General features: G+C 65.3%; 14 protein-coding genes and 1 pseudogene. 6 read left to right on the forward strand and 9 right to left on the reverse strand.

Going from position 1 to position 18375, the window contains the following annotated elements; translation table 11 throughout:
* The first annotated feature begins 67 nt into the window (after window positions 1-67).
* Together H1B27_RS19610 and H1B27_RS19615 are read left to right on the forward strand one after the other, a co-directional pair.
* The gene (locus H1B27_RS19610; protein ID WP_197967177.1) at window positions 68-1618 is read left to right on the forward strand and encodes a hypothetical protein; all 1551 of its coding nucleotides are present in this window, start codon (window positions 68-70) and stop codon (window positions 1616-1618) included.
* A gap of 80 nt (window positions 1619-1698) precedes the next feature.
* The gene (locus H1B27_RS19615; protein ID WP_197967178.1) at window positions 1699-1863 is read left to right on the forward strand and encodes a hypothetical protein; all 165 of its coding nucleotides are present in this window, start codon (window positions 1699-1701) and stop codon (window positions 1861-1863) included.
* Window positions 1864-1927: 64 nt separating this feature from the next.
* On the opposite strand, the gene H1B27_RS19620 is transcribed toward H1B27_RS19615, so the two are convergent.
* From H1B27_RS19620 to putA, 3 genes are all read right to left on the reverse strand, one after another.
* Entirely contained in the window at window positions 1928-2575 is a 648-nt protein-coding gene (locus H1B27_RS19620; protein WP_061878952.1) for a glutathione S-transferase family protein, read from the reverse strand.
* 316 nt (window positions 2576-2891) lie between these two features.
* Complete coding sequence (locus H1B27_RS19625; protein WP_061878953.1) at window positions 2892-4097, reverse strand: CaiB/BaiF CoA transferase family protein; 1206 nt, start codon at window positions 4095-4097, stop codon at window positions 2892-2894.
* A 116-nt stretch (window positions 4098-4213) separates the two neighbouring features.
* Complete coding sequence (gene putA, locus H1B27_RS19630) at window positions 4214-7213, reverse strand: bifunctional proline dehydrogenase/L-glutamate gamma-semialdehyde dehydrogenase PutA (protein WP_197967179.1); 3000 nt, start codon at window positions 7211-7213, stop codon at window positions 4214-4216.
* Window positions 7214-7327: 114 nt separating this feature from the next.
* Here putA and H1B27_RS19635 point away from each other — a divergent pair, with 114 nt between their 5' ends.
* Window positions 7328-7789 (forward strand): Lrp/AsnC ligand binding domain-containing protein, encoded by a 462-nt coding sequence (locus H1B27_RS19635; protein WP_061878955.1) that lies wholly within the window; start codon window positions 7328-7330, stop codon window positions 7787-7789.
* Between the two features lie 168 nt (window positions 7790-7957).
* Here the strand turns inward: H1B27_RS19635 and H1B27_RS19640 are convergent, their stop codons facing one another.
* From H1B27_RS19640 to H1B27_RS19655, 4 genes and pseudogenes are all read right to left on the reverse strand, one after another.
* Entirely contained in the window at window positions 7958-8158 is a 201-nt protein-coding gene (locus H1B27_RS19640; RefSeq protein ID WP_008563500.1) for a cold-shock protein, read from the reverse strand.
* A gap of 206 nt (window positions 8159-8364) precedes the next feature.
* A complete protein-coding gene (gene sorB / locus H1B27_RS19645; protein ID WP_061878995.1) occupies window positions 8365-8673 on the reverse strand; it encodes a SorB family sulfite dehydrogenase c-type cytochrome subunit in 309 nt (102 codons plus the stop codon).
* 12 nt (window positions 8674-8685) lie between these two features.
* Window positions 8686-9885: a SorA family sulfite dehydrogenase catalytic subunit gene (gene sorA, locus H1B27_RS19650; RefSeq protein WP_197967180.1), complete on the reverse strand. Its 1200-nt coding sequence runs from the start codon at window positions 9883-9885 to the stop codon at window positions 8686-8688.
* A 331-nt stretch (window positions 9886-10216) separates the two neighbouring features.
* Window positions 10217-11880: pseudogene (locus H1B27_RS19655) on the reverse strand (adenylate/guanylate cyclase domain-containing protein).
* A 457-nt stretch (window positions 11881-12337) separates the two neighbouring features.
* Between H1B27_RS19655 and H1B27_RS19660 the strand changes: the two are divergent.
* Complete coding sequence (locus H1B27_RS19660) at window positions 12338-13843, forward strand: glycosyltransferase family 39 protein (RefSeq protein WP_197967275.1); 1506 nt, start codon at window positions 12338-12340, stop codon at window positions 13841-13843.
* Window positions 13844-14050: 207 nt separating this feature from the next.
* Here the strand turns inward: H1B27_RS19660 and H1B27_RS19665 are convergent, their stop codons facing one another.
* Both H1B27_RS19665 and H1B27_RS19670 read right to left on the reverse strand, forming a co-directional pair.
* A complete protein-coding gene (locus tag H1B27_RS19665; RefSeq protein WP_197967181.1) occupies window positions 14051-15079 on the reverse strand; it encodes a YcjF family protein in 1029 nt (342 codons plus the stop codon).
* Entirely contained in the window at window positions 15076-16545 is a 1470-nt protein-coding gene (locus H1B27_RS19670; RefSeq protein WP_197967182.1) for a YcjX family GTP-binding protein, read from the reverse strand. Before H1B27_RS19670 ends, H1B27_RS19665 begins: the two co-directional genes overlap by 4 nt.
* Window positions 16546-16726: 181 nt before the next feature.
* Here H1B27_RS19670 and trhA point away from each other — a divergent pair, with 181 nt between their 5' ends.
* The gene (gene trhA, locus H1B27_RS19675; protein WP_061878960.1) at window positions 16727-17422 is read left to right on the forward strand and encodes a PAQR family membrane homeostasis protein TrhA; all 696 of its coding nucleotides are present in this window, start codon (window positions 16727-16729) and stop codon (window positions 17420-17422) included.
* A 55-nt stretch (window positions 17423-17477) separates the two neighbouring features.
* Entirely contained in the window at window positions 17478-18272 is a 795-nt protein-coding gene (locus H1B27_RS19680; protein ID WP_197967183.1) for an SDR family oxidoreductase, read from the forward strand.
* Window positions 18273-18375 lie beyond the last annotated feature (103 nt).

The following is an 18375-nucleotide window of genomic DNA, read 5'->3' on the forward strand; positions in this document are numbered from 1 at the left end:
GCGCTTCACCACCATGTGAGGCGCCTTTTTACTTGAATAGGCGTCCCTGCGCGGTGTTACCTGAGGCATGAGCCGCGCGTTGCGAATTCTCATTGCTGCCGCCGCATTGTTCGGCGGCGTCGCTTCGCTATTCGCGGCGGAGACTACTGCGCTGACGCGCGGCACTGCGATCACCGATCCCGATCTCCTGCGCAAGCTCGACCAGAACAATACGCTGACGATCTCGCGTCTGCTCTCGCCGGAGCGGAACACGGACGTCCCGCTCACGACCGACCTGATGTTCGCGTCGCTGCCGCAGCTGAAAGCGATTCCGCCGGCGATCGATGCGGAATTCGACCGCTACATCGCGCGGTACAAGGCGACATATCCGACCGAGACCATCGGCGTCGGCGAGGGCTTCGACGTGCAACTGTTCGACCTCGCCAACCTGAAATCGCGCGATACGCGATTCGTGCTGGCCGGGATAGTGAACCGCATGGACCGCGCCTATGTGTCGGACGAGTCCTGCGGCGAGATCCGGCTGATCTACCGTCTCGCACGTTTCGACGGCAGGCCGGATGGCGGCAAGACCGCAACGCGCTTGCCGATGACGTTCAATCTGGTGATGAAGGCGCGCGATCCGCGCCAGACGGATGCGAACGGCAAACCGGTCACCTGTGCCGAGGTCGCCCGGCGCTGGCTCGACAATGGCGACTGGCAAGGCCTGATCGGCAGTCGTATTCCCCCTTACGACGCCATGCTCGACCGCATCGAGACCAACATCCAGGTCTCGGTCGCGCCGAAATCGGCGCTGCACGATTTCCGCTCCGACTATCTGCTCAAGGTGTTCAGGTACGACGCTGCCACGAAGACGTTCGAGGAATCGACGCTGGAGAACCAGATCGACCGCGACAGGATCCTCGCCGACGATGCGCTCCGGCGCGACTTCAAGGCCTGGCTGCTCGCGCCCGATCATCTTCGCGAGTTCGATCGCGGCACCGTGCTGATCCCGGAGAAATTCCTCGCCAGGGCCGCGGTGGTGCCGACCCCCGCCGGCCTCGATGCCTCGGCGCTGCAGCCCGAGTTCGGCATGATGCAAGGAGAGGGACAAGCGGAAAGCAAAGGCGATCCCGTCTTCACTGATAGTGACGTGGTCAGCGCGCTGAAGCAGGCAGCCGCGCGCGGCGCCGACATGCAGAACGTCCGCTCGGTCGCCGGTTTCCAGCGCCGTCTCAACGACGTCACCTGCGCCGGCTGCCATCAGACCCGCGGCATCGGCGGCTTTCATTTTCCGGGCGTCGACTGGCTCGCGGACAACCCGTCCAATTCCGCCATCGTGCCGGCCTCGCCGCATTTCTTCGGCGACCAGCTCCGCCGCCGCGACATTCTGACCGCGTTCGCCTCCGGCAAGCGGCCTGATTTCTCACGCGGATTTGCCAGCCGGCCGCAGACCCGCGGCGGTAAGGAACTCGCCGGCACCGAATATCAGGACGGCTGGGGCGCGCATTGTTCCCTGCAGGATGCGGGATCGGGAACGCCGGACAGGAGTTTTACGTCATGGAGCTGTGCTAACGGTCTCACCTGTCAGGCTGCCGCGGCCTCGCGCCGCATCGGCATGTGCTTCATCAAGACGCGTTAGCGCGTGATCCGGAAAAGTGTGTAGCGGTTTTCCGAAAAGATCACGCGCAAGATAGCACCAACAAGCGATTTGGATGACCCATGACAGATACCAGCGAGTCCACGAAGGAGCGCAATCGCGAGATCGCGCGCAATGAGGAAGCCAAGCAGGTCACCGGCAGCGTCCGCGTCAGCACCTGGGCGGTCGCGGCGGCTGTCATCATGGGCGGGATCCTGTTCACGCTCGGCTGGCTGTCGCTGCGGTAGCCTCCGCTTTCCTTCGTGATACCCGGACAAGCCCGGCCATTATGGCACCGAGGCTTTGGCTCTCTCATTTGGCGTAATTCGTCATCCGCTTGCCCGGCAGCAGCTCATAGGCCGGCTTCCAGCCGGGCAACGCGGCCATGCGGCCGAGCCAGGCGTGGATGGCGGGATGGCTCGCCGCGAAATCGAAGCCGTGCTCGTCGCTCGGATAGTGCAGATAGGCCATCATCGAGATGTCGGCGACCGTCGGCCTTGCGCCGATCGCGAAGGCGTTGTGCTGGAGGTGCCCGTCGAGGATCCCGAGGAAATCCTCGAGCCGGCGGCGAAAATGCTTCAGCACCTGCGGATCGTTTTTCTCGGTGAAGGCGCGCATGAAGCGATACGTCGCCATGTAGCCGGTGAGCTTGTGGTTGTCCCAGAACAGCCAGCGCAACAGCTCGAACTTCTCATCCTCCGTCTCGGCGCCGAAGCGCCCGTACTGCTCGGCAAGCTTGAGCAGGAGAGGCGCGGTCTGCGTCATCTTCATGCCGTCGATCTCGAGCACGGGAATCTCGCCCATCTCGTTCACGGAATTGCGCCACTCCGCCGTGCGCGTGACGCCGCCGGCGAAATCGGTCCAGACGGGCTCGAACGTCTCGCCGCAGAGCGTCAGCATCAGCGCCAGCTTGTAGCTGTTGCCGGATTCCGGGAAGTAGTGCAGGCGGTAGCTCGGCATGGGACCTCGCGAGGCGTGATGTTGCCCTAGGTTTGTAGCGGGATCGTCCGGCATCGTCATTGCGAGCGCAGCGAAGCAATCCAGCCATGCATCCGCGCGCGAGCTATTTCGCTATCGTCGTCCCGGACAAGCGCAGCTCTTGGCAACGCGTAGCGTTGTCCAGGGCGGAGCGCAGATCCGGGACCCATAATCACAGGGAAGTGTTTGGCGAAGACTCGGAGTGACCAGTCGTGCCCGATAACCACTCCCTGTGGTTATGGGTCCCGGGTTCGCGCTATGCGCGCCCCGGGACGACAGTGGGGCGCGAGGCGCCGCCTTACCCCACCGCTCCCGACCCCCGCAGCGCCTTGATCGCCGCTTCGTCATATCCCGCGCCGCGCAAAATTTCGTCACTGTGCTCGCCGACGGCGGGCGGCTTGCGCGGCTGCACCTTCTTCGCGCCGTCGATCCATATCGGGCTGTTGATGGTGAGCATAGTGTCGTTCTCGAACGGCACCAGCACCTCGTTGTCGAGCATCTGCTTGTCGTTCGGGATGTCGTCGAGAATGGCAACGACGCCGAACACGAGGCCGTTGCCGTCGAGGATCTCCCGCCATTCGGCGAGATTCCTGGTGGCGAAAGTGTCGTCCAGGATCTTGATCAGCTCGACCGAGCGGGCGTGACGGTCGGCCTTGGTGGCGAAGCGGGGATCGTTGATCAAATCCTCGCGTCCGAGGCAGCGGGCCAGCGTCGGAAACTGCTTCTCCTCGCTCAGCAGCGACAGGATCAGCCAGCGGCCGTCCTTGCACTGATAATGATTGGCGACCGCGTTCAGCGCGCGCTCGCGCGGCCGCCGCTCGCCGAACTTGGAGCCGCAGAGCTTTGCCTGTGCCAGCACGCTCGCCGCCCACACCCCGTTCGCCATCAAATTGGAGGCGACGTGCGAGCCCTTGCCGGTCTTCTCGCGCTGATAGAGCGCGGTGACGATGGCGCCGTAGAACGCCATGGCGCAGGGATGATCGCCCATGCCGGCGACCGAACGCGCCGGGGTGGTGTCGGTGTCGGCGCGGACGAGGTCCATCAGGCCCGATCGCGCCCAATAGGCATTGCTGTCGAAACCGGGCTTGTTGGCTTCCTCGCCCTTCTCGCCATAGCCGGTGAAGGAGGCGTAGATCAGCCGGTCGTTCAGATGGGCGAGATGGTCGTAGGTGATGCCGAGCTTGGCACGCACCGGCGGCGGCATGTTGGTGATGAAGACGTCGGCCTCCGCCACCAGCTTGTAGAGCACGGCCTGCGCTTCGCTCTTGGAGAGGTCGAGCGCGATGCTCTTCTTGTTGCGGGCCTCCAGCAGCCAGGCGAAATTGTGCTCGCCGGTCGGATAGCCCGGCAGGTTCGGCAGATTGCGGTAGGGGTCCCCGGTGCCGGGCGGCTCGATCTTGATGACGTCGGCGCCGAAATCCGACAGCACGGTGGCGGCTGCGGGCGCTGCGATGAAGCTCGCGCAGTCCAGAACCTTCAGCCCCGCAAAAATGCCCTTGTCCATCGCGGCGTTGCTCCCTCGCTCTTGTCGTTTCCCGCGCGCTGGAATTGGCGCGGGCCAAGTCGTGGCAGCATTAGACCGATGTTTCCGCGGGATGCAACGGCGCCTGGCGCAGGGCCTCACTCCTCCCCCGCAAGCAGGGCAGCGTTGCCACCGGCCGCGGCGGTGTTGATCGTCACGGTCTGCTCGGTCGCGAAGCGCGACAAATAGTGCGGGCCGCCGGCCTTCGGGCCGGTTCCGGATAGGCCGTTGCCGCCGAAGGGCTGCACGCCGACCACGGCGCCGATCATGTTGCGATTGACGTAGATGTTGCCGACCTGGGCGCGGTCGATGATCGCCTCGATCGTGTCGTCGATGCGCGAGTGAACGCCGAGGGTCAGCCCGTAGCCGGTGCGCTCGATGCCCTGCAGGACGCGTTCGAGGTTCTCGGCGCGATAGCGTACGGCATGGAGGATCGGGCCAAACACCTCCTCGGTGAGCTGGCCGGGCTCCCTGAGCTCGAAGATGTGCGGCGCAACGAAGCAGCCTTCCGGTGCGTGGCCTGCAAAGTGCAGCCGTGCCTCGTGCTTCATCCGCGCGATATGCGCGTCGAGGCGCTGCTTGGCCTCCTCGTCGATGACCGGCCCGACATGGGTTGCGACGTCAGAGGGATCGCCGATTATCAACTCGCGCGCGGCGCCCGCGATCATCTCGATCATGCGGTCGGCGACGTCCTCCTGCACGAACAGCAGCCGCAGCGCCGAGCAGCGCTGGCCGGCGGAACGGAACGCGGAGGTGACGACGTCATCAGTGACCTGCTCGGGCAGCGCGGTGGCATCCGCGATCATCGCGTTGATGCCGCCGGTCTCCGCGATCAGCGGCACGATCGGCCCGTCCTTGGCGGCGAGAGTCCGGTTGATCAAGCGTGCCACCTCGGTCGAGCCGGTGAAGACCACGCCCGCAATGTCAGCGTGCGCGGCCAGCACGGCCCCGATGCGGCCATCGCCGGTGACGAGGTGCAGCGCGCTCTTGGGGATGCCCGCCTCGTGCAGCAGGGCCACGGCCTCGCGCGCGATGCGCGGCGTCTGCTCGGCGGGTTTTGCGACGACGCTGTTGCCGGCCATCAGCGCGGCCGTGACCTGTCCCAGGAAAATCGCCAGCGGAAAATTCCAGGGCGAGATCGCGACGAACACGCCGCGGCCGCGCAGGGCGAGCGCGTTGCTCTCGCCGGTCGGGCCCGGCATGGCAGCCTCGCCCCCGAACAGCTTGCGGCCCTGCGCGGCATAGTAGCGGCAGAAGTCGGCGGCCTCGCGCAGCTCCGACAGCGCGTCGTCAAGCGTCTTGCCGCCCTCGGCTTGCAGCAGCGCGATGAAGTGAGCGCCGCGGCTCTCCAGCAGATGCGCGGCCTGCTCCAACGCCGCCGCGCGCCCACCTGCCGGCGTGCGGCTCCAGGCGGCAAAGCCGGCGCGTGCCGCGGCGACCGCCGCACTGGCCTGATCCGGCGAGGCATCGGCGATCACCTCGAGGCGGGCCGTCTCGGCCCTGACGTCGGTCAGCAACCGGTCGAGCGCGGCACGTTCGCCGAATTCGATGCCGCGCGAATTACGCCGGTCCGGCGCGAAGAGATCGCAGGGCAATGGGATTTTTGGATGGGCCGCCGCCTGCGGCCGGACGATGGCATCTGCCGGACGCTGCAACAGCGCCGACACCGGCACGCGATAGTCGGCGGCCTGCGCCACGAAGGACGAGTTCGCGCCGTTCTCGAGCAGCCGCCGCACCAGATAGGCGAGCAGATCACGATGGCTGCCGACCGGCGCGTAGGTGCGGTAGGCGATGTCCGGGTGATCTTTTGCCAGCTGCTCGTACAGCGCTTCGCCCATGCCATGCAGGCGCTGGAATTCGAAGCCGCCGCTCCCGGCGGCAAGCTCCAGCACGGTCGCGACCGTCAGCGCGTTATGGGTGGCGAATTGCGGGAAGATGCGGGGCCGCAAGGCCAGCAGCTTCGTCGCGCAGGCGACGTAGTTCAGATCCGTCATCGCCTTGCGCGTGAACACGGGATAGCCGCCGAGCCCACGCTCCTGCGCGCGCTTGATCTCGGTGTCCCAATAGGCCCCCTTGACCAGCCGCACCATCAGCTTGCGATCATGTGCGCGGGCAAGCGCATCGACATAATCGATCACCGCGCCGGCGCGCTTCTGATAGGCCTGGATGGCCAGGCCAAATCCGTCCCAGCCTCCGAGCGAGGGGTCGGCGAGCGTCGCCGCGATCACGTCGAGCGACAGCTCCAGACGGTCGGCCTCTTCGGCGTCGACGGTGAAGTTGAGGTCATGGGCCTTGGCGCGCTGGGCGAGGTCCAGCAGCAGCGGCACCAGTTCGGCCATCACGCGCTCGCGGCTGATCGCCTCGAAGCGCGGATGCAGCGCCGAGAGCTTGACCGAGATGCCGGGCCGGTCGGGCAGAGGATGGTTGCCTGCCGCCTTGCCGATCGTTTCAATGGCGCTGGCATAGGCGTCGAAGTAGCGCTTCGCATCCGCCGCCGTGCGCGCGCCTTCGCCGAGCATGTCGAAGGAATAGCGCGTCTTCTGGCCGGAGCGCGGGCGGCCCCGCTCCAGTGCCTGCTCGATGGTCTCGCCCAGCACGAAATGATTGCCCATCAGCCGCATCGCCTGGCGCGTGGCGGTACGCACGGCCGGTGCGCCGAGCCGCTTCACGAGCCGGCCGATGGTGCCGTCGGGCGTGTCGCCGGGCTGGATCACGCGCGCGGAGAGGCCGAGCGCCCAGGCCGAGGCGTTAACCAGGAACGCGGTGGACTTGGTCTCGTGATGGATGAAGTCGCCTTCGCCGAGCTTGTCCTCGATGAACTGGTCGGCGGTGCGCGCGTCCGGCACGCGCAGCAGCGCCTCGGCCAGCACCATCAGCGCGAGCCCCTCTTTGGTCGAGAGCGCGAACTCCCGCAGCATGTCCTCGACGCCCCCGAGGCGGTCGTCGCGCTTGCGGATCGCCTCGATCAGCCGCGTCGCGGTGCGGTCGATCCGCGCCTCCTGTGGCGGGCTCAGATGCGAGGCCGGCAGGAGCTGTGCGGCGATCTCGGCGTCATCGGGGGCGTAAGGCGCGGAGAAGGGCGGCGGGCTGTTCGGCATGGCGTCTCCTGTGGCTGGAATCCAGGATAAGGCCCACATTACCGTAGTTCGATAGACAATTTAGCTTCTTTGCCTTAGAAAATGAAGGATCTTGGTCATCCAGCCACAAAAGATATGGAACTAGATCGAACAGACCGGAAGATCCTCTCGATTCTCCAGGAAGATGGGCGCATCGCCAATGTCGAGCTCGCCGAGCGCATTGGGCTGTCGCCAACGTCGATTGGCGAACGGCTGAAGCGCTTGCAGCGCGAGGGTTTTGTCGAGGGCTATGGTGCGCGGCTCAACCCGCACCGGCTCGGACTCGGCCTGTTGGTGTTCGTAGAAGTTCTGCTCGACAAGACCACGCCCGACAATTTCGAGCGCTTTGCACGCGCGGTGAAGCTCGCGCCCGAGGTGCTGGAGTGTCACATGGTTGCCGGCGGCTTCGACTATCTTGTGAAGGCGCGGCTTGCGGACATGGCCGCCTATCGACGCTTTCTCGGCGAGACCCTGCTGTCGATGCCGGGGGTGCGCGAGACGCGGACCTATGCGGTGATGGAGGAGATCAAGCGCGACGCACCGTTGCCGGTAGGCTGACGACATGCCGTCGCGATTGTCATTGCTGTGGCGTGGACAAGCGGTCTTCCAAGGAAAAATAACTATCCCCGTGCAATCGCAACGCCTGTCGTCGACTGCACTGGCCGTCTTCTAAATTTCTTGGCCCGGCTCCCGGATTAGTCCAGGAGGCAGCAAATGCTGGCGGGCTTATACTTTGAGGTTTTCTGCGGAGGTCTTGCCCCGGTTTGCGATCTCTTCGTATTCCACCGTCTGTCCCTCGTTGAGGGTCGACAGACCGGCTTTCTGCACTGCCGAGATATGCACGAACACATCCTTGCCCCCCGACGCAGGCTGGATAAATCCATAACCCTTCGTCGGGTTGAACCACTTGACCGTACCTTTAGCCATCACGACTTCTCCGCGGGTCTTCCTCCGAGATCGCGAACCGCCAGTCCCCGCCAACCGGCCGGTTCGGTCCTACAGGATACGCGGAATGTGGCAGGCTTGGTAGCTCAAACCACATCGGCATTTCGCTGAATTCCGCTCAACTTCGCGGCGTTTTTGCCGGTTTTGCCCGTTTCGCGGTCAAATGCCCGTACGCGTCCCCGCATTCGTCAATACGTCGCAGCCAGATAGTCGACGATCTTGCCGACATCGGCATCGTCGATCGGCGCGCCATAGACCTTGATCATCTTCGTCACCTCGGCCTGCCAGAAGCTCTTCTTGTCCTTCATCGGCGGCTGCGTGGCGATGTAGTCGGACGAGTGGCAGGCGCTGCAATTGCCCTGCACGACCTCCAGATTGGGACCGGGCTTGAAGGCGGCGACCTCGTCGGGAGTCTTGTAATTGACCGGCGCGGCAAGTGCCGAACCCGCCACGGCGGCGAGGGCGAGCATCACTGCGAGGAGAACGGTGCGCTGCATGATCATTCTCCTTCAGGCGACCGTCACGCGGACGGTTTCGACGACGTTGCGCAGATAACCCGCCGGATTCCAGCGTGGCGTGTCCGGCTGCGTCTCACCGCCATTGCCGGTGGCGCGCACCTTGAGCTCATGGCTGCCGGCGGCGAGCTTCACCGGCAGCTTCCATTCGCGGAAGGCGTATTTGCCGAGGTCCTTGCCGAGCCTTGCGCGGGTCCAGGTCTTGCCGCCATCGGTGGAGACCTCGACTTCCTTGATACCCTTGCCGCCGTCGAAGGCGATGCCGCGCAGGGTCACAGCTCCCGCCTTCAGCCTGGCGCCATCGGGGACGCTGGTGATGAAGGAACGGATGGTGAAGCGGTTGATCGGGATCGTCGCCTTCGGCGCGGTGCCCGGCTCGACCGCGTTGTTGGGCGTATCGGGAATGCGATAGGCCGACTTCATCCAGAAGCCGTCATAGATGTTGTCGATGACGGTGATCTCGTTGAGGTGCTTGACCCAGTAGGTGCCGAAATAGCCAGGCACGATCAGGCGCAGCGGGAAGCCGTTGAGGAACGGCAGGTCCTCGCCGTTCATGCCATAGGCCAGCATCACCTCGCCGTCGGTGGCGTGATCGAGATCGAGCGCCTTGATGAAGTCGGGCGTCTTGTCGCTGACCGGTCCGTCCATGCCGCCAAACGTCACCTGCTTGGCGCCACTCTGAACGCCGGCCATCGCCAGCACGGATTTCAGCGGTATGCCGCGCCAGCGCGCACAGCCCATCGCGCCGTTGGCGAGCTGGCCGCCGGCGACGCGCGGCTCGAAGAAACCGCGGCTGTTGCCGGAGCACTGGTTGACGGCGACGATCTCGGTCGCCTTCATCTTCCTGATGTCCTTCAGCGAAAGTTTCAGCGGCTTGTCGACCTTGCCCTTGACCTCGAGCGTGAACTTGTCGGGGTCGAGATCGTAAGGCAGGTCGGAGAGGTGATAGCGCACGAAGAACGCGTTGTTCGGCGTGATCGGGCCGTCGTTGAACACGGCAAACGGCGTCTCGAGCTGAGGCGGCCGGCTGGTCAGGCCGATCATCGGTCGCTTCTGCGGATATTTCACCAGCGGTCGTTCGCCATTGGCGAAGGGCAGGGTGACGGTGTCGAGCGCCAGCGCCTTGGTGGAGTTCAATGTAGCCGCAACGGCGGCAAGGCCCGCTCCTTTGAGCAGGTCGCGTCGGTCGAACATTCTGGTCTCCTCCCGGAGCTTTTGTTGGACCAGCGGTCATCACCGCGATCCTGCGCTCATCTGTCGCAACGATCTGGATGATGTCAATTGGTGCTTTCGCAGCAAGCCCATGCCGCTGTGTTGCAGCGGGCCGGTGTTTACGCGGCGATGAGATTGGGCCCAAGCTGTAGCCGCGACGGTGGTGCACCTCTCCCCGCTTGCGGGAGAGGTCGGCACGAAGTGACGGGTGAGGGCTCTCTCCTCTAGGGGGCTGTCCCGTTGCGGAGACACCCTCTCCCCAACCCTCCCTCGCAAGCGGGGGGAGGGAGCGCACCGCCTCAGTGGCTTCGCCTTACGCCGCGACGCGCTCGCTTCGATCGACCAGCGCCGTCAACGTCCTTGCATCCGCCACGACGCGCACCGCCATCGGTTCGTCGCGGCCGCGGATTGCGGCCTCCTGCTGCGGCAGGGCGTCGTCGGCGAGGTCCGCGGTGCGGAGGATTTCCTCCGAGACGATCGCCTCGCAGGCCAGGGTCTTGGTCATGTCCTGCAGGCGGGCGGCGACGTTGACGGCATCGCCCAGCGCCGTGAAGACGATGTGGTCGCGATAGCCGATGTCGCCAATGATGACCTCGCCGCCGTGGATGCCGATGCCGAAGCGGATCGGCTGGCGAAGATCGTGGCTCAGGAGCTCGTTGAGCTCGTCGATATGGGTGGCGATTCCGCCGGCGGCCTTCAGCGCCTGCCGGCACGCGGTTTGCGGGTCGGCCGACAGCCCGAACAGCGCCAGCATGCCGTCGCCGACGAACTGGTTCGGCAGGCCGCCATTCTCGATGACGGCCTGCGAGACCGCGCCGAGGAAGCGGTTGACGATGAAGACCGTGTCGAACGGCAGCCGCTTCTCGGCAAGCTGCGTCGAGCCGCGCATGTCCACGAACAGGCTGACGAGATAGCGCTCCTGGCCGATGCTGGCAGGCGTCGAAGCCTGCGCATTCGCGGAGACCGTGTGCGGTGTGAAGAGCTGGAAGAAGGAGAGGTCGGAGGTCGGCCGCAGCTGGCAGGCGAGCCTGATCGAGGGATCGGAGGTGCCGACGCGGGTGAGCACGAAGGCCTCGCGCGGCGATGGCTCGGGCAGGGCCTCATGATCACCGATGATGCGGATGCGGCAGGTCGAGCAGCGGGCGCGGCCGCCGCAGACGCTGGCATGCGGCACGTTGTGGCGCAGGCTCGCTTCCAGCACGGAGAGGCCTTTTGGCACGCGCACCGTCTTGCCGTTGCCGTAGGACAGCGCGATCATGCCGCCGCGCCGCTCGCGCAAGGCCCGCGCGCCGCGTGCCGCCAGCGCCAAGGCGAGCAATCCGAAATAGCCGATGGTGAGGCCGCCCGCGATGCGGTCGAGTGCATTGCCTTCAGCGACCGTGCCGACCTGATCGCGGGTAAGGTTCTGGCTACGCCACTCTCGATCTTCGCTCTCGACGGCGACGCTGCGGCCGCCCTGATAGATGCCGAGCAGCGACAGCGTCGGGATCAGCACGGCGGCCGCGAGCAGATAGGGCGCCGCGCGCGTGAAGAACGGCTTCAGGCGAAGCCAGAAGAAAATGCCGATGCAGCCGTGCACCCATGCAATGAGGAGCAGGATCGTCATCTGCCAAAGCCGGCCCGGCGCTGCGACGAAGAACAGATAGAGCTCCTGCGGATAGAGCTTCTGATGATCGTACAGCGTGTAACCGAGCCGCACCCCGACCACGTGCCCCATGACCAGAGCGGGGATGCTCAGGCCCAGCACCAGCTGGAGCGGCTCGATCGTCCGCCAGCGGAACTGCCGGCGCTGAACTGCCAGAACAGGGTATGATAGTAGACCCCGACCTCCATGGCATCCACCGAGATGTTGCCGAGCGCATGGTTGAGGAAATGGCTGACCACATAGGCGAACAGGATGATTCCGCAGATGAGCCGCAGTTGCCGGACGCCGGTGGCGCGGACGAGCTCGGGCATGTGTACGGGAGCGGTGGCCATGATTCGCTTGTATCAGTTCACCAAGGAGAACAGCCAGCGTAGCGTTTAATTCCCGATGTGGACAGGCTCGCCAATCACATGCGCGGCAGGGTTACGAAATCGTAGGGTGGGCGCGTCTAACCTCCGCTGTCGTCCCGGACAAGCGCGCCCAAAGCGCGCGCCGATCCGGGACCCATAATCACAGGGAGTAGTTGAGGGCAGGCTGGTAACTCCGAGTCCTCGCCAAACCCCCTCCTGTGGCTATGGGTCCCGGATCTGCGCTCCGCTCTAGACAACGCTACGCGTTGTCGGGAGCTGCGCTTGTCCGGGACGACTCGGGGAGCGAGCTTGCCCCACATTGACTCCCCCTCTCAAGTCGGGGAAAAGCGCGGCCGTGACGATCGCTCCCGACATTTCTGCGAAGCCGGACGGCGCCGAACGTCGTCTCATCCTCGTTGCCGCAGCGATCATCGCCGCGATGACGGTGATGCGCATCGTCTACGCCTCCGCCATCGAACTGCGCACGGACGAGGCCTATTACTGGACCTGGTCGAAGGAAACGGCGCTCAGCTTTCTCGATCATCCCCCCGGCGTCGCCTGGATGATCCGCCTCAGTACCGCGATCTTCGGCGACACTGCGCTCGGCGTCCGCTTCGGCGGCATCGTCGCCATGCTGGTGACACAGCTGCTGCTCGCCGAGATCGTCCGTCGCCTCACCCATGATGCGCGCGCGATCATGTTCGCGGTGCTGATGCCGGAGGCCGCGCTCTATTACGGCCTGCTGATGGCCAAGGTCGCGCCCGATGTCGCGATGATTCCGTGTGCGATGGCGATGGTGTGGTCGCTTGTGCGGCTCGCACAGGGCGGCGACGGCCGCTGGTGGCTCGCGGCGGGCCTGTTCGCAGGCCTTTCGATGCTGTCGAAATTCACCGCGATCATGTTCGCGCCGGCGGTTGCCGCCTTCCTGCTGGTGCCGGATTGGCGCTGGCGCTGGCTGCGGAGCCCTTATCCTTACCTTGCCGTGCTGGTTGCGATCGCCGTGTTCTCGCCGGTCCTGATCTGGAATGCGCAGCACGACTGGGCCTCGTTCCGCTTCCAGGGCGTGCGCGCCACGGCCAATTACGGCATCTCGCTGCGGACGATCGGCGATTACATTGGTCTGCAATTCGGCCTGGTCGGCTTCGTCATGCTGCCGGTGGTTCTGACGGGCCTGGTGCTGACGGCCTGGCGCGGCTATCGCACGCGCGAGCCGGTCGCAATCCTGCTGTCGACCGCCGTGCTGGTGCCGTTCCTCTATTTCCTTGCGAAGTCGATGACGCTCCGGGTCGGCGACACCTGGCCAATGTTCATGTGGCCGGTCGGCTTCGCGGCCACCGGGGTGAACCTCGCAACGATGACGAAAGAGGGATGGTCGGCCCGGATGCTCAAATCGTCACTGTTCTGGGCCAGGACTGCAATCGTCTCGGGCATCGCCTTCGTCGTCGTCGTGTTTCTCTATTACGTCGCCGCGCCATGGAACTTCCTCGGCAGGATCGATCCGATCGGCGCCGAGGCCGGCTATGAGCAGGTCGCCGCGCGCGTGCAGGCCGCGCTGGATGAGACCGGCGCGACCTGGATCGCAACGTCGGACTACCGCACCTACGCCATGATGCGCTGGCTGTTCAGGGGCCGCGTGCCCGTGATCGAGATCAACGAGCGCGGCCGCTTCCAGGATTTCCGCGATCCCGGCATGGACAGGATCAAGGACCATGCGGGCGTCTATGTCGGGCGCGCGCCGGACGATCGTTCGTCGCTGTGGCAGAACATCCCGGCCAGGCGCGAGCAGCTCGGCGACGCCGAGCGCCGCTGGCGCGGCCTCGTGATGGACACCTATGTGCTTGAAAAGCTCACCGGCTGGACCCCGGAGCTGTCACCGCCGAAGGACTCGCCGCTGTTCCAGTGGCGGGTGTTGGCGGGGGAGTTTGAAGAGCGTTCGCTCGGATAGAGCGGCAGACCTCTTTCCCTTCTCCCCTTGTGGGAGAAGGTGGCATAGGCGGCCTTCGGCCGCCGTTCTCAAGAACGCCGAAGCGGAGCTCGGCTATGGCGCCGGATGAGGGGTATCTATCCACACGGCAAAAGCTGCGTACGCGGAGAGATACCCCTCACCCGTCTCGCACAAGGGGAGAGGTGACAGAGAGCGCGTGGCGAGAGGCTACTCTTCCTCATCCTTCTTCCGTATCAAATCCGTCGCCAAATCCGACAGTTTCGGCGGCGGTAGTGCCGCGAACGGCAATGGCCTCGTCACGTCGATCGCGGCAAGGCCCAATCGGGCCGTCAGCAATCCATTCAGCACGCCTTCACCCAGCCGCTGCGACAGCTTCGCCGCGATGCCATGGCCGAGCATCTGCTGCACCAGGCTGTCGCTCGCGGCCATGCCGCCGGTGATGGCGAGATGGGCGATGACGTGACGGAGCAGGCGGATCATGCCGAGCGCGCCAGGGCGGCCGCCATAGAGATAGGCGAGCTGGCGGATCAGGCGCAGCGCGGCGACGAACACGAACAGCACGTCGATCGCCGCGCGGGGCGAGACCGCTGTGACGATCGAGACCTTTTGCGCGGCTGACGACACCAGCCGCCGCGCTTCCGCATCCAGCGGGGACATCAGTTCGCGCTCGGCGAGCCGGATCATGTCGGCGCCGTCGATGATCTCGCCGGCATGGCTTTCCAGCGTGGCGCGGGCCCGCGCGAGCTGCGGGTTCTGGTGCGCGATCTTCAGCAGGTCCTGCACGATGACGCGGCTCTCGGCGCGATCGTCACTGGCGAGCACGTCGGCGGCGCGCTGATGCAGCTTCTCGATTGTTGCGAGGCGCGCCAGTCCAAACGCCTCGCGTCCGATCACGACGGCAAGCGCCGACGCAGTGACGAGCGCAAAGGCAAGCCCGACGTAGCCGAGGCTCTCGCTGCGCGCGAACAAATCCTCGATCAGATGGACGACGCCGAGCCCGACCCCGAGCAGCGTCAACCCGGCGAGGCCGGACCAGAACAGCGCGCCCCAGGGAAAGCGGCGCCGCGCGGGAAGTGTGGCCTGAATCGGCACCGGCAGCGTCGATGGATCGTTCTCCGGCGTGATCTGGATCGTGCCGCGACCGAGCCGTCCCGTCTCGTCGGCCTCGGTGACGACGACGCCGGGATCGTCGAGCCGGAACGTCGCCGGCCGCCGCTGCTGGGATCGCTCCGTCATGACAGCTTGTCTCCGATCAGGAACTGCAGGGCACGGTCAAGGCGGATGTGTGGCAGTGTGGGCTCGTCGTTGCCCTCGCGTTCGAGCTTGGGCGGGCGGAAGCGCAGGAAGCGGAAGTCGCTTGTCTCGGCCGCCTCCGTCGAGAGCCCGCGGAATGCATCGGTGTCGTTGAACAGCGGCTCGGGATCGACGGGTAGATCCCCCGGAAAGGTCGCGACTTCCGTGTTGCCGTCGAAGAACTCGCCGCCGGCGCTTTCGCCCGCGGCCGGTGTTCCCAGGATCGACGGCAATTTGTCGCGGCCACGGGACACCTGCGCCTCGCGCGTGGCGCGGACGGCGGCGAGTGCAACGACGTCGATCGCCGCACCGGTATTTTCCGCGCGCGCAACCGCGCCCGATACGGCGCGGCGCAGCACGGCCTCGAGCCGGTCATGGCTGGAATGATGCAGATGGTCCGCCTTGGTCGCCGCAAACAGGATGCGGTCGATGCGCGGCCGGAACAGGCTGGAGAGCAAGGTGCTGCGGCCGATGTTGAAGCAGCCGAGAATGCCGGCAAGCGCGGCTTCGAGATCGTGCAGCGCCTCGGGGCCCGAGTTGAATGCGGCGAGTGCATCCGCCAGCACGATCTGGCGATCGAGCCGCGCGAAATGATCGCGGAAGAACGGCCGCACCACGACATCCTTGTAGGCCTCGAAACGGCGCACCATCATCGCCCAGAGCGAGCCGTCGGGCGCTTGTCCGCCAGCGGGCAGATCGAGCGGCGCAAAGGTCAGTGCGGGGGAGCCTGCGAGATTGCCGGGCATCAGGAAGCGGCCCGGCGGCAACAGGCTCATCGCGAAGCGCTCCTCGCGGCACGCGCGCAGATAATCGGTGAAAAGCTTTGCTTCCGTCAGCGTCGCCTGCTCGTCCTCGCGCGCTTCGGGCTTGAGCGTTGCGAGATGCGCGTGCCAGTCCGCCGCGAGATGCGCCCGCGGTGCCTCGCGCGACAGCGCCAGGCTTTCCCCCGACCATTGCTCATAGCTTTTCTGCAGCAGCGGCAGATCGAGCAGCCATTCGCCGGGATAGTCGACGATATCGAGCGTCAAATTGCGGTCCGCGCCGTTCGGGCGCTGGTACTCGATCACGAGCCTGAGCTCGCTGATGTCGACCGTCGAGTTCGGCCAGCGCCGTTCCTCGATCAGCGCGCGCAGGTGGTTCTCATAGGCAAAGCGCGGCACGGCGTCGTCCGGCTGTGGCGCCAGATGCGCCCGCGCGATGCGGCCGGAGGCATAGGCTTCGAACACCGGAAACCGGCCGCCGCGCGTCAGGCCGTGGATCAGGGCGGTGATGAATACGGTCTTACCCGCCCGTGACAGCCCGGTGACGCCGAGCCGCACCGTGGGGTTGAAGAAGTGCTCGCCATAGTCGATCAGCGCCCTTGCCGACAGCCGCGCCTCTTCGACCATATCCTGGAAACTGAATGCCATATGAACGTAAGAGGATCCGGGGCGGGAGGAATGTGCGGCCGATCACAAAAGTGGCAATTGCGTGAGGAAAATCAAGCTCCATACTTCCACCGCCTTTGTCGGCCAGTCAGCCGTTTGAACGATGTGCCGATCCCGAAGCACCCATACAAGAGGACGATTGCCTCACGTTAGCGGATTGCCCATGACCGTCTTCCAATTGAAAGAGTTCGCATCCAGCTCCGTCCACGCCGCAGCCGACATGGTCGGCTGGCATTACGACCGTGCCGAGCTGATCGCCGACGGTGTCATCCACGCGGTCGGCGTCTTCGCCGGTATCGTCGCCGCGACCGTGCTGGTGGTGCTGACGGCGATCTATGCGGATGCGACCGACGTCGTCGGCGTCTCGATCTACGTCGCCGGCCTGCTCTCGATGCTGGTGCTGTCGGCGACCTATAATCTCTGGCCGGTCTCGCCGGCCAAATGGCTGCTGCGCCGGTTCGACCATTCCGCGATCTATCTGCTGATCGCGGCGACCTACACGCCGTTCATCCTGGAGGTGAAGGACAGCGTGTTCGCGTTGGTGCTGCTCGCCGGGGTCTGGTGCGTGGCAATCCTCGGCATCGTGTTGAAGCTTCTCTATCCCGGCCGGTTCGACCGGGTCTCGGTCGGCATCTACCTCGCGATGGGCTGGAGCGGCATGATGCTCTACGACGCCGTGGTCAGGGCGTTGCCCGCGCTGGTGCTGGGCTTCATCGTTGCGGGCGGCCTGCTCTACAGCTTCGGCGTGATCTTCCACGCCTGGCGGCGTCTGCGATTCCAGAATGCGATCTGGCACGGCTTTGTCTTGGCCGGCGCGGCATGCCATTATACCGCGGTGCTCGACCTCGTGTTGAGCTGAGCAGGTTTCCCGCGAAGCGGGATAAGAAACGCGGTAAGGCAAGAGGAGACGTCGCATGCAGGTGACCGGCAAGGTCGTGGTCGTCACGGGCGGCGCAAACGGCATCGGCAAGGCGCTGTGCGAGGCCTTTCACCATGTGGGCGCAGCCAAGGTTGTGGTCGCGGACATGGACGCCGCCAATGCGCGGGCGGTCGCAGCCATGGTTGATGGCGCCGCCTTCAAATGCGACGTCGCTCAGGAAAAGGACATCGCTCACGTCATCGAGGAGACCGAACGTCAGTTCGGGCCGATCGAGCTGTTCTGCTCCAATGCCGGCATCGGCGGCGGTTTCGATCCGATGTCGGAAAATGCCGGCGGCGCCTCGGATGAACCCTGGCAGCGCAGCTGGGCGATCCACGTCATGGCCCACGTCTACGCGGCGCGGCATCTCGTCCCCCGCATGAGGGCGCGCGGCGGCGGCTATTTCCTCAACACCATCTCGGCCGCGGGCCTGCTGTCGCAGGTCGGCAGCCCCGCTTATTCGACGACCAAGCACGCTGCAGTCGGCTTTGCCGAGAATCTCGCGATCTCGCACAAGGCCCACAACATCAAGGTCTCGATCCTCTGCCCGCAGGGCGTCGACACCAACATGCTGCGCTCGATCCCCAAGGGCCCGCAATCCGGCGACGGCGACCTGACGCCGGAGCAGGTGGCGAAAGACGTGCTCGCCGGCCTCGAACAGGAAACGTTCCTGATCCTGCCGCACCCGCAGGTGCTCGGCTACATGCGCAAGAAGACCGAGAATTACGACCGCTGGATCGGCGGCATGGCCAAGATCCAGGCGAAGATGCGGGAAGAGTTCGGGAAGTGACCGTTAGGGGCGGTCCAATTGAGGCTAGCTCGCGCCAACTCCTCGCTGTCGTCCCTGCGAACGCAGGGACCCATAACCACAGGGAGAAGTTTGGCGGAGGCTG

The organism is Bradyrhizobium diversitatis (assembly GCF_016031635.1).
Classification (GTDB): domain Bacteria; phylum Pseudomonadota; class Alphaproteobacteria; order Rhizobiales; family Xanthobacteraceae; genus Bradyrhizobium; species Bradyrhizobium diversitatis.

Bases quoted from the DNA above. Each gene is read 5' to 3' on its own strand.
- H1B27_RS19610 (WP_197967177.1), top strand. From the start codon at position 68: ATGAGCCGCGCGTTGCGAATTCTCATTGCTGCCGCCGCATTGTTCGGC.
- H1B27_RS19615 (WP_197967178.1), top strand. From the start codon at position 1,699: ATGACAGATACCAGCGAGTCCACGAAGGAGCGCAATCGCGAGATCGCG.
- H1B27_RS19620 (WP_061878952.1), bottom strand. From the start codon at position 2,575: ATGCCGAGCTACCGCCTGCACTACTTCCCGGAATCCGGCAACAGCTAC.
- H1B27_RS19625 (WP_061878953.1), bottom strand. From the start codon at position 4,097: ATGGACAAGGGCATTTTTGCGGGGCTGAAGGTTCTGGACTGCGCGAGC.
- putA (WP_197967179.1), bottom strand. From the start codon at position 7,213: ATGCCGAACAGCCCGCCGCCCTTCTCCGCGCCTTACGCCCCCGATGAC.
- H1B27_RS19635 (WP_061878955.1), top strand. From the start codon at position 7,328: ATGGAACTAGATCGAACAGACCGGAAGATCCTCTCGATTCTCCAGGAA.
- H1B27_RS19640 (WP_008563500.1), bottom strand. From the start codon at position 8,158: ATGGCTAAAGGTACGGTCAAGTGGTTCAACCCGACGAAGGGTTATGGA.
- sorB (WP_061878995.1), bottom strand. From the start codon at position 8,673: ATGCAGCGCACCGTTCTCCTCGCAGTGATGCTCGCCCTCGCCGCCGTG.
- sorA (WP_197967180.1), bottom strand. From the start codon at position 9,885: ATGTTCGACCGACGCGACCTGCTCAAAGGAGCGGGCCTTGCCGCCGTT.
- H1B27_RS19660 (WP_197967275.1), top strand. From the start codon at position 12,338: ATGACGGTGATGCGCATCGTCTACGCCTCCGCCATCGAACTGCGCACG.
- H1B27_RS19665 (WP_197967181.1), bottom strand. From the start codon at position 15,079: ATGACGGAGCGATCCCAGCAGCGGCGGCCGGCGACGTTCCGGCTCGAC.
- H1B27_RS19670 (WP_197967182.1), bottom strand. From the start codon at position 16,545: ATGGCATTCAGTTTCCAGGATATGGTCGAAGAGGCGCGGCTGTCGGCA.
- trhA (WP_061878960.1), top strand. From the start codon at position 16,727: ATGACCGTCTTCCAATTGAAAGAGTTCGCATCCAGCTCCGTCCACGCC.
- H1B27_RS19680 (WP_197967183.1), top strand. From the start codon at position 17,478: ATGCAGGTGACCGGCAAGGTCGTGGTCGTCACGGGCGGCGCAAACGGC.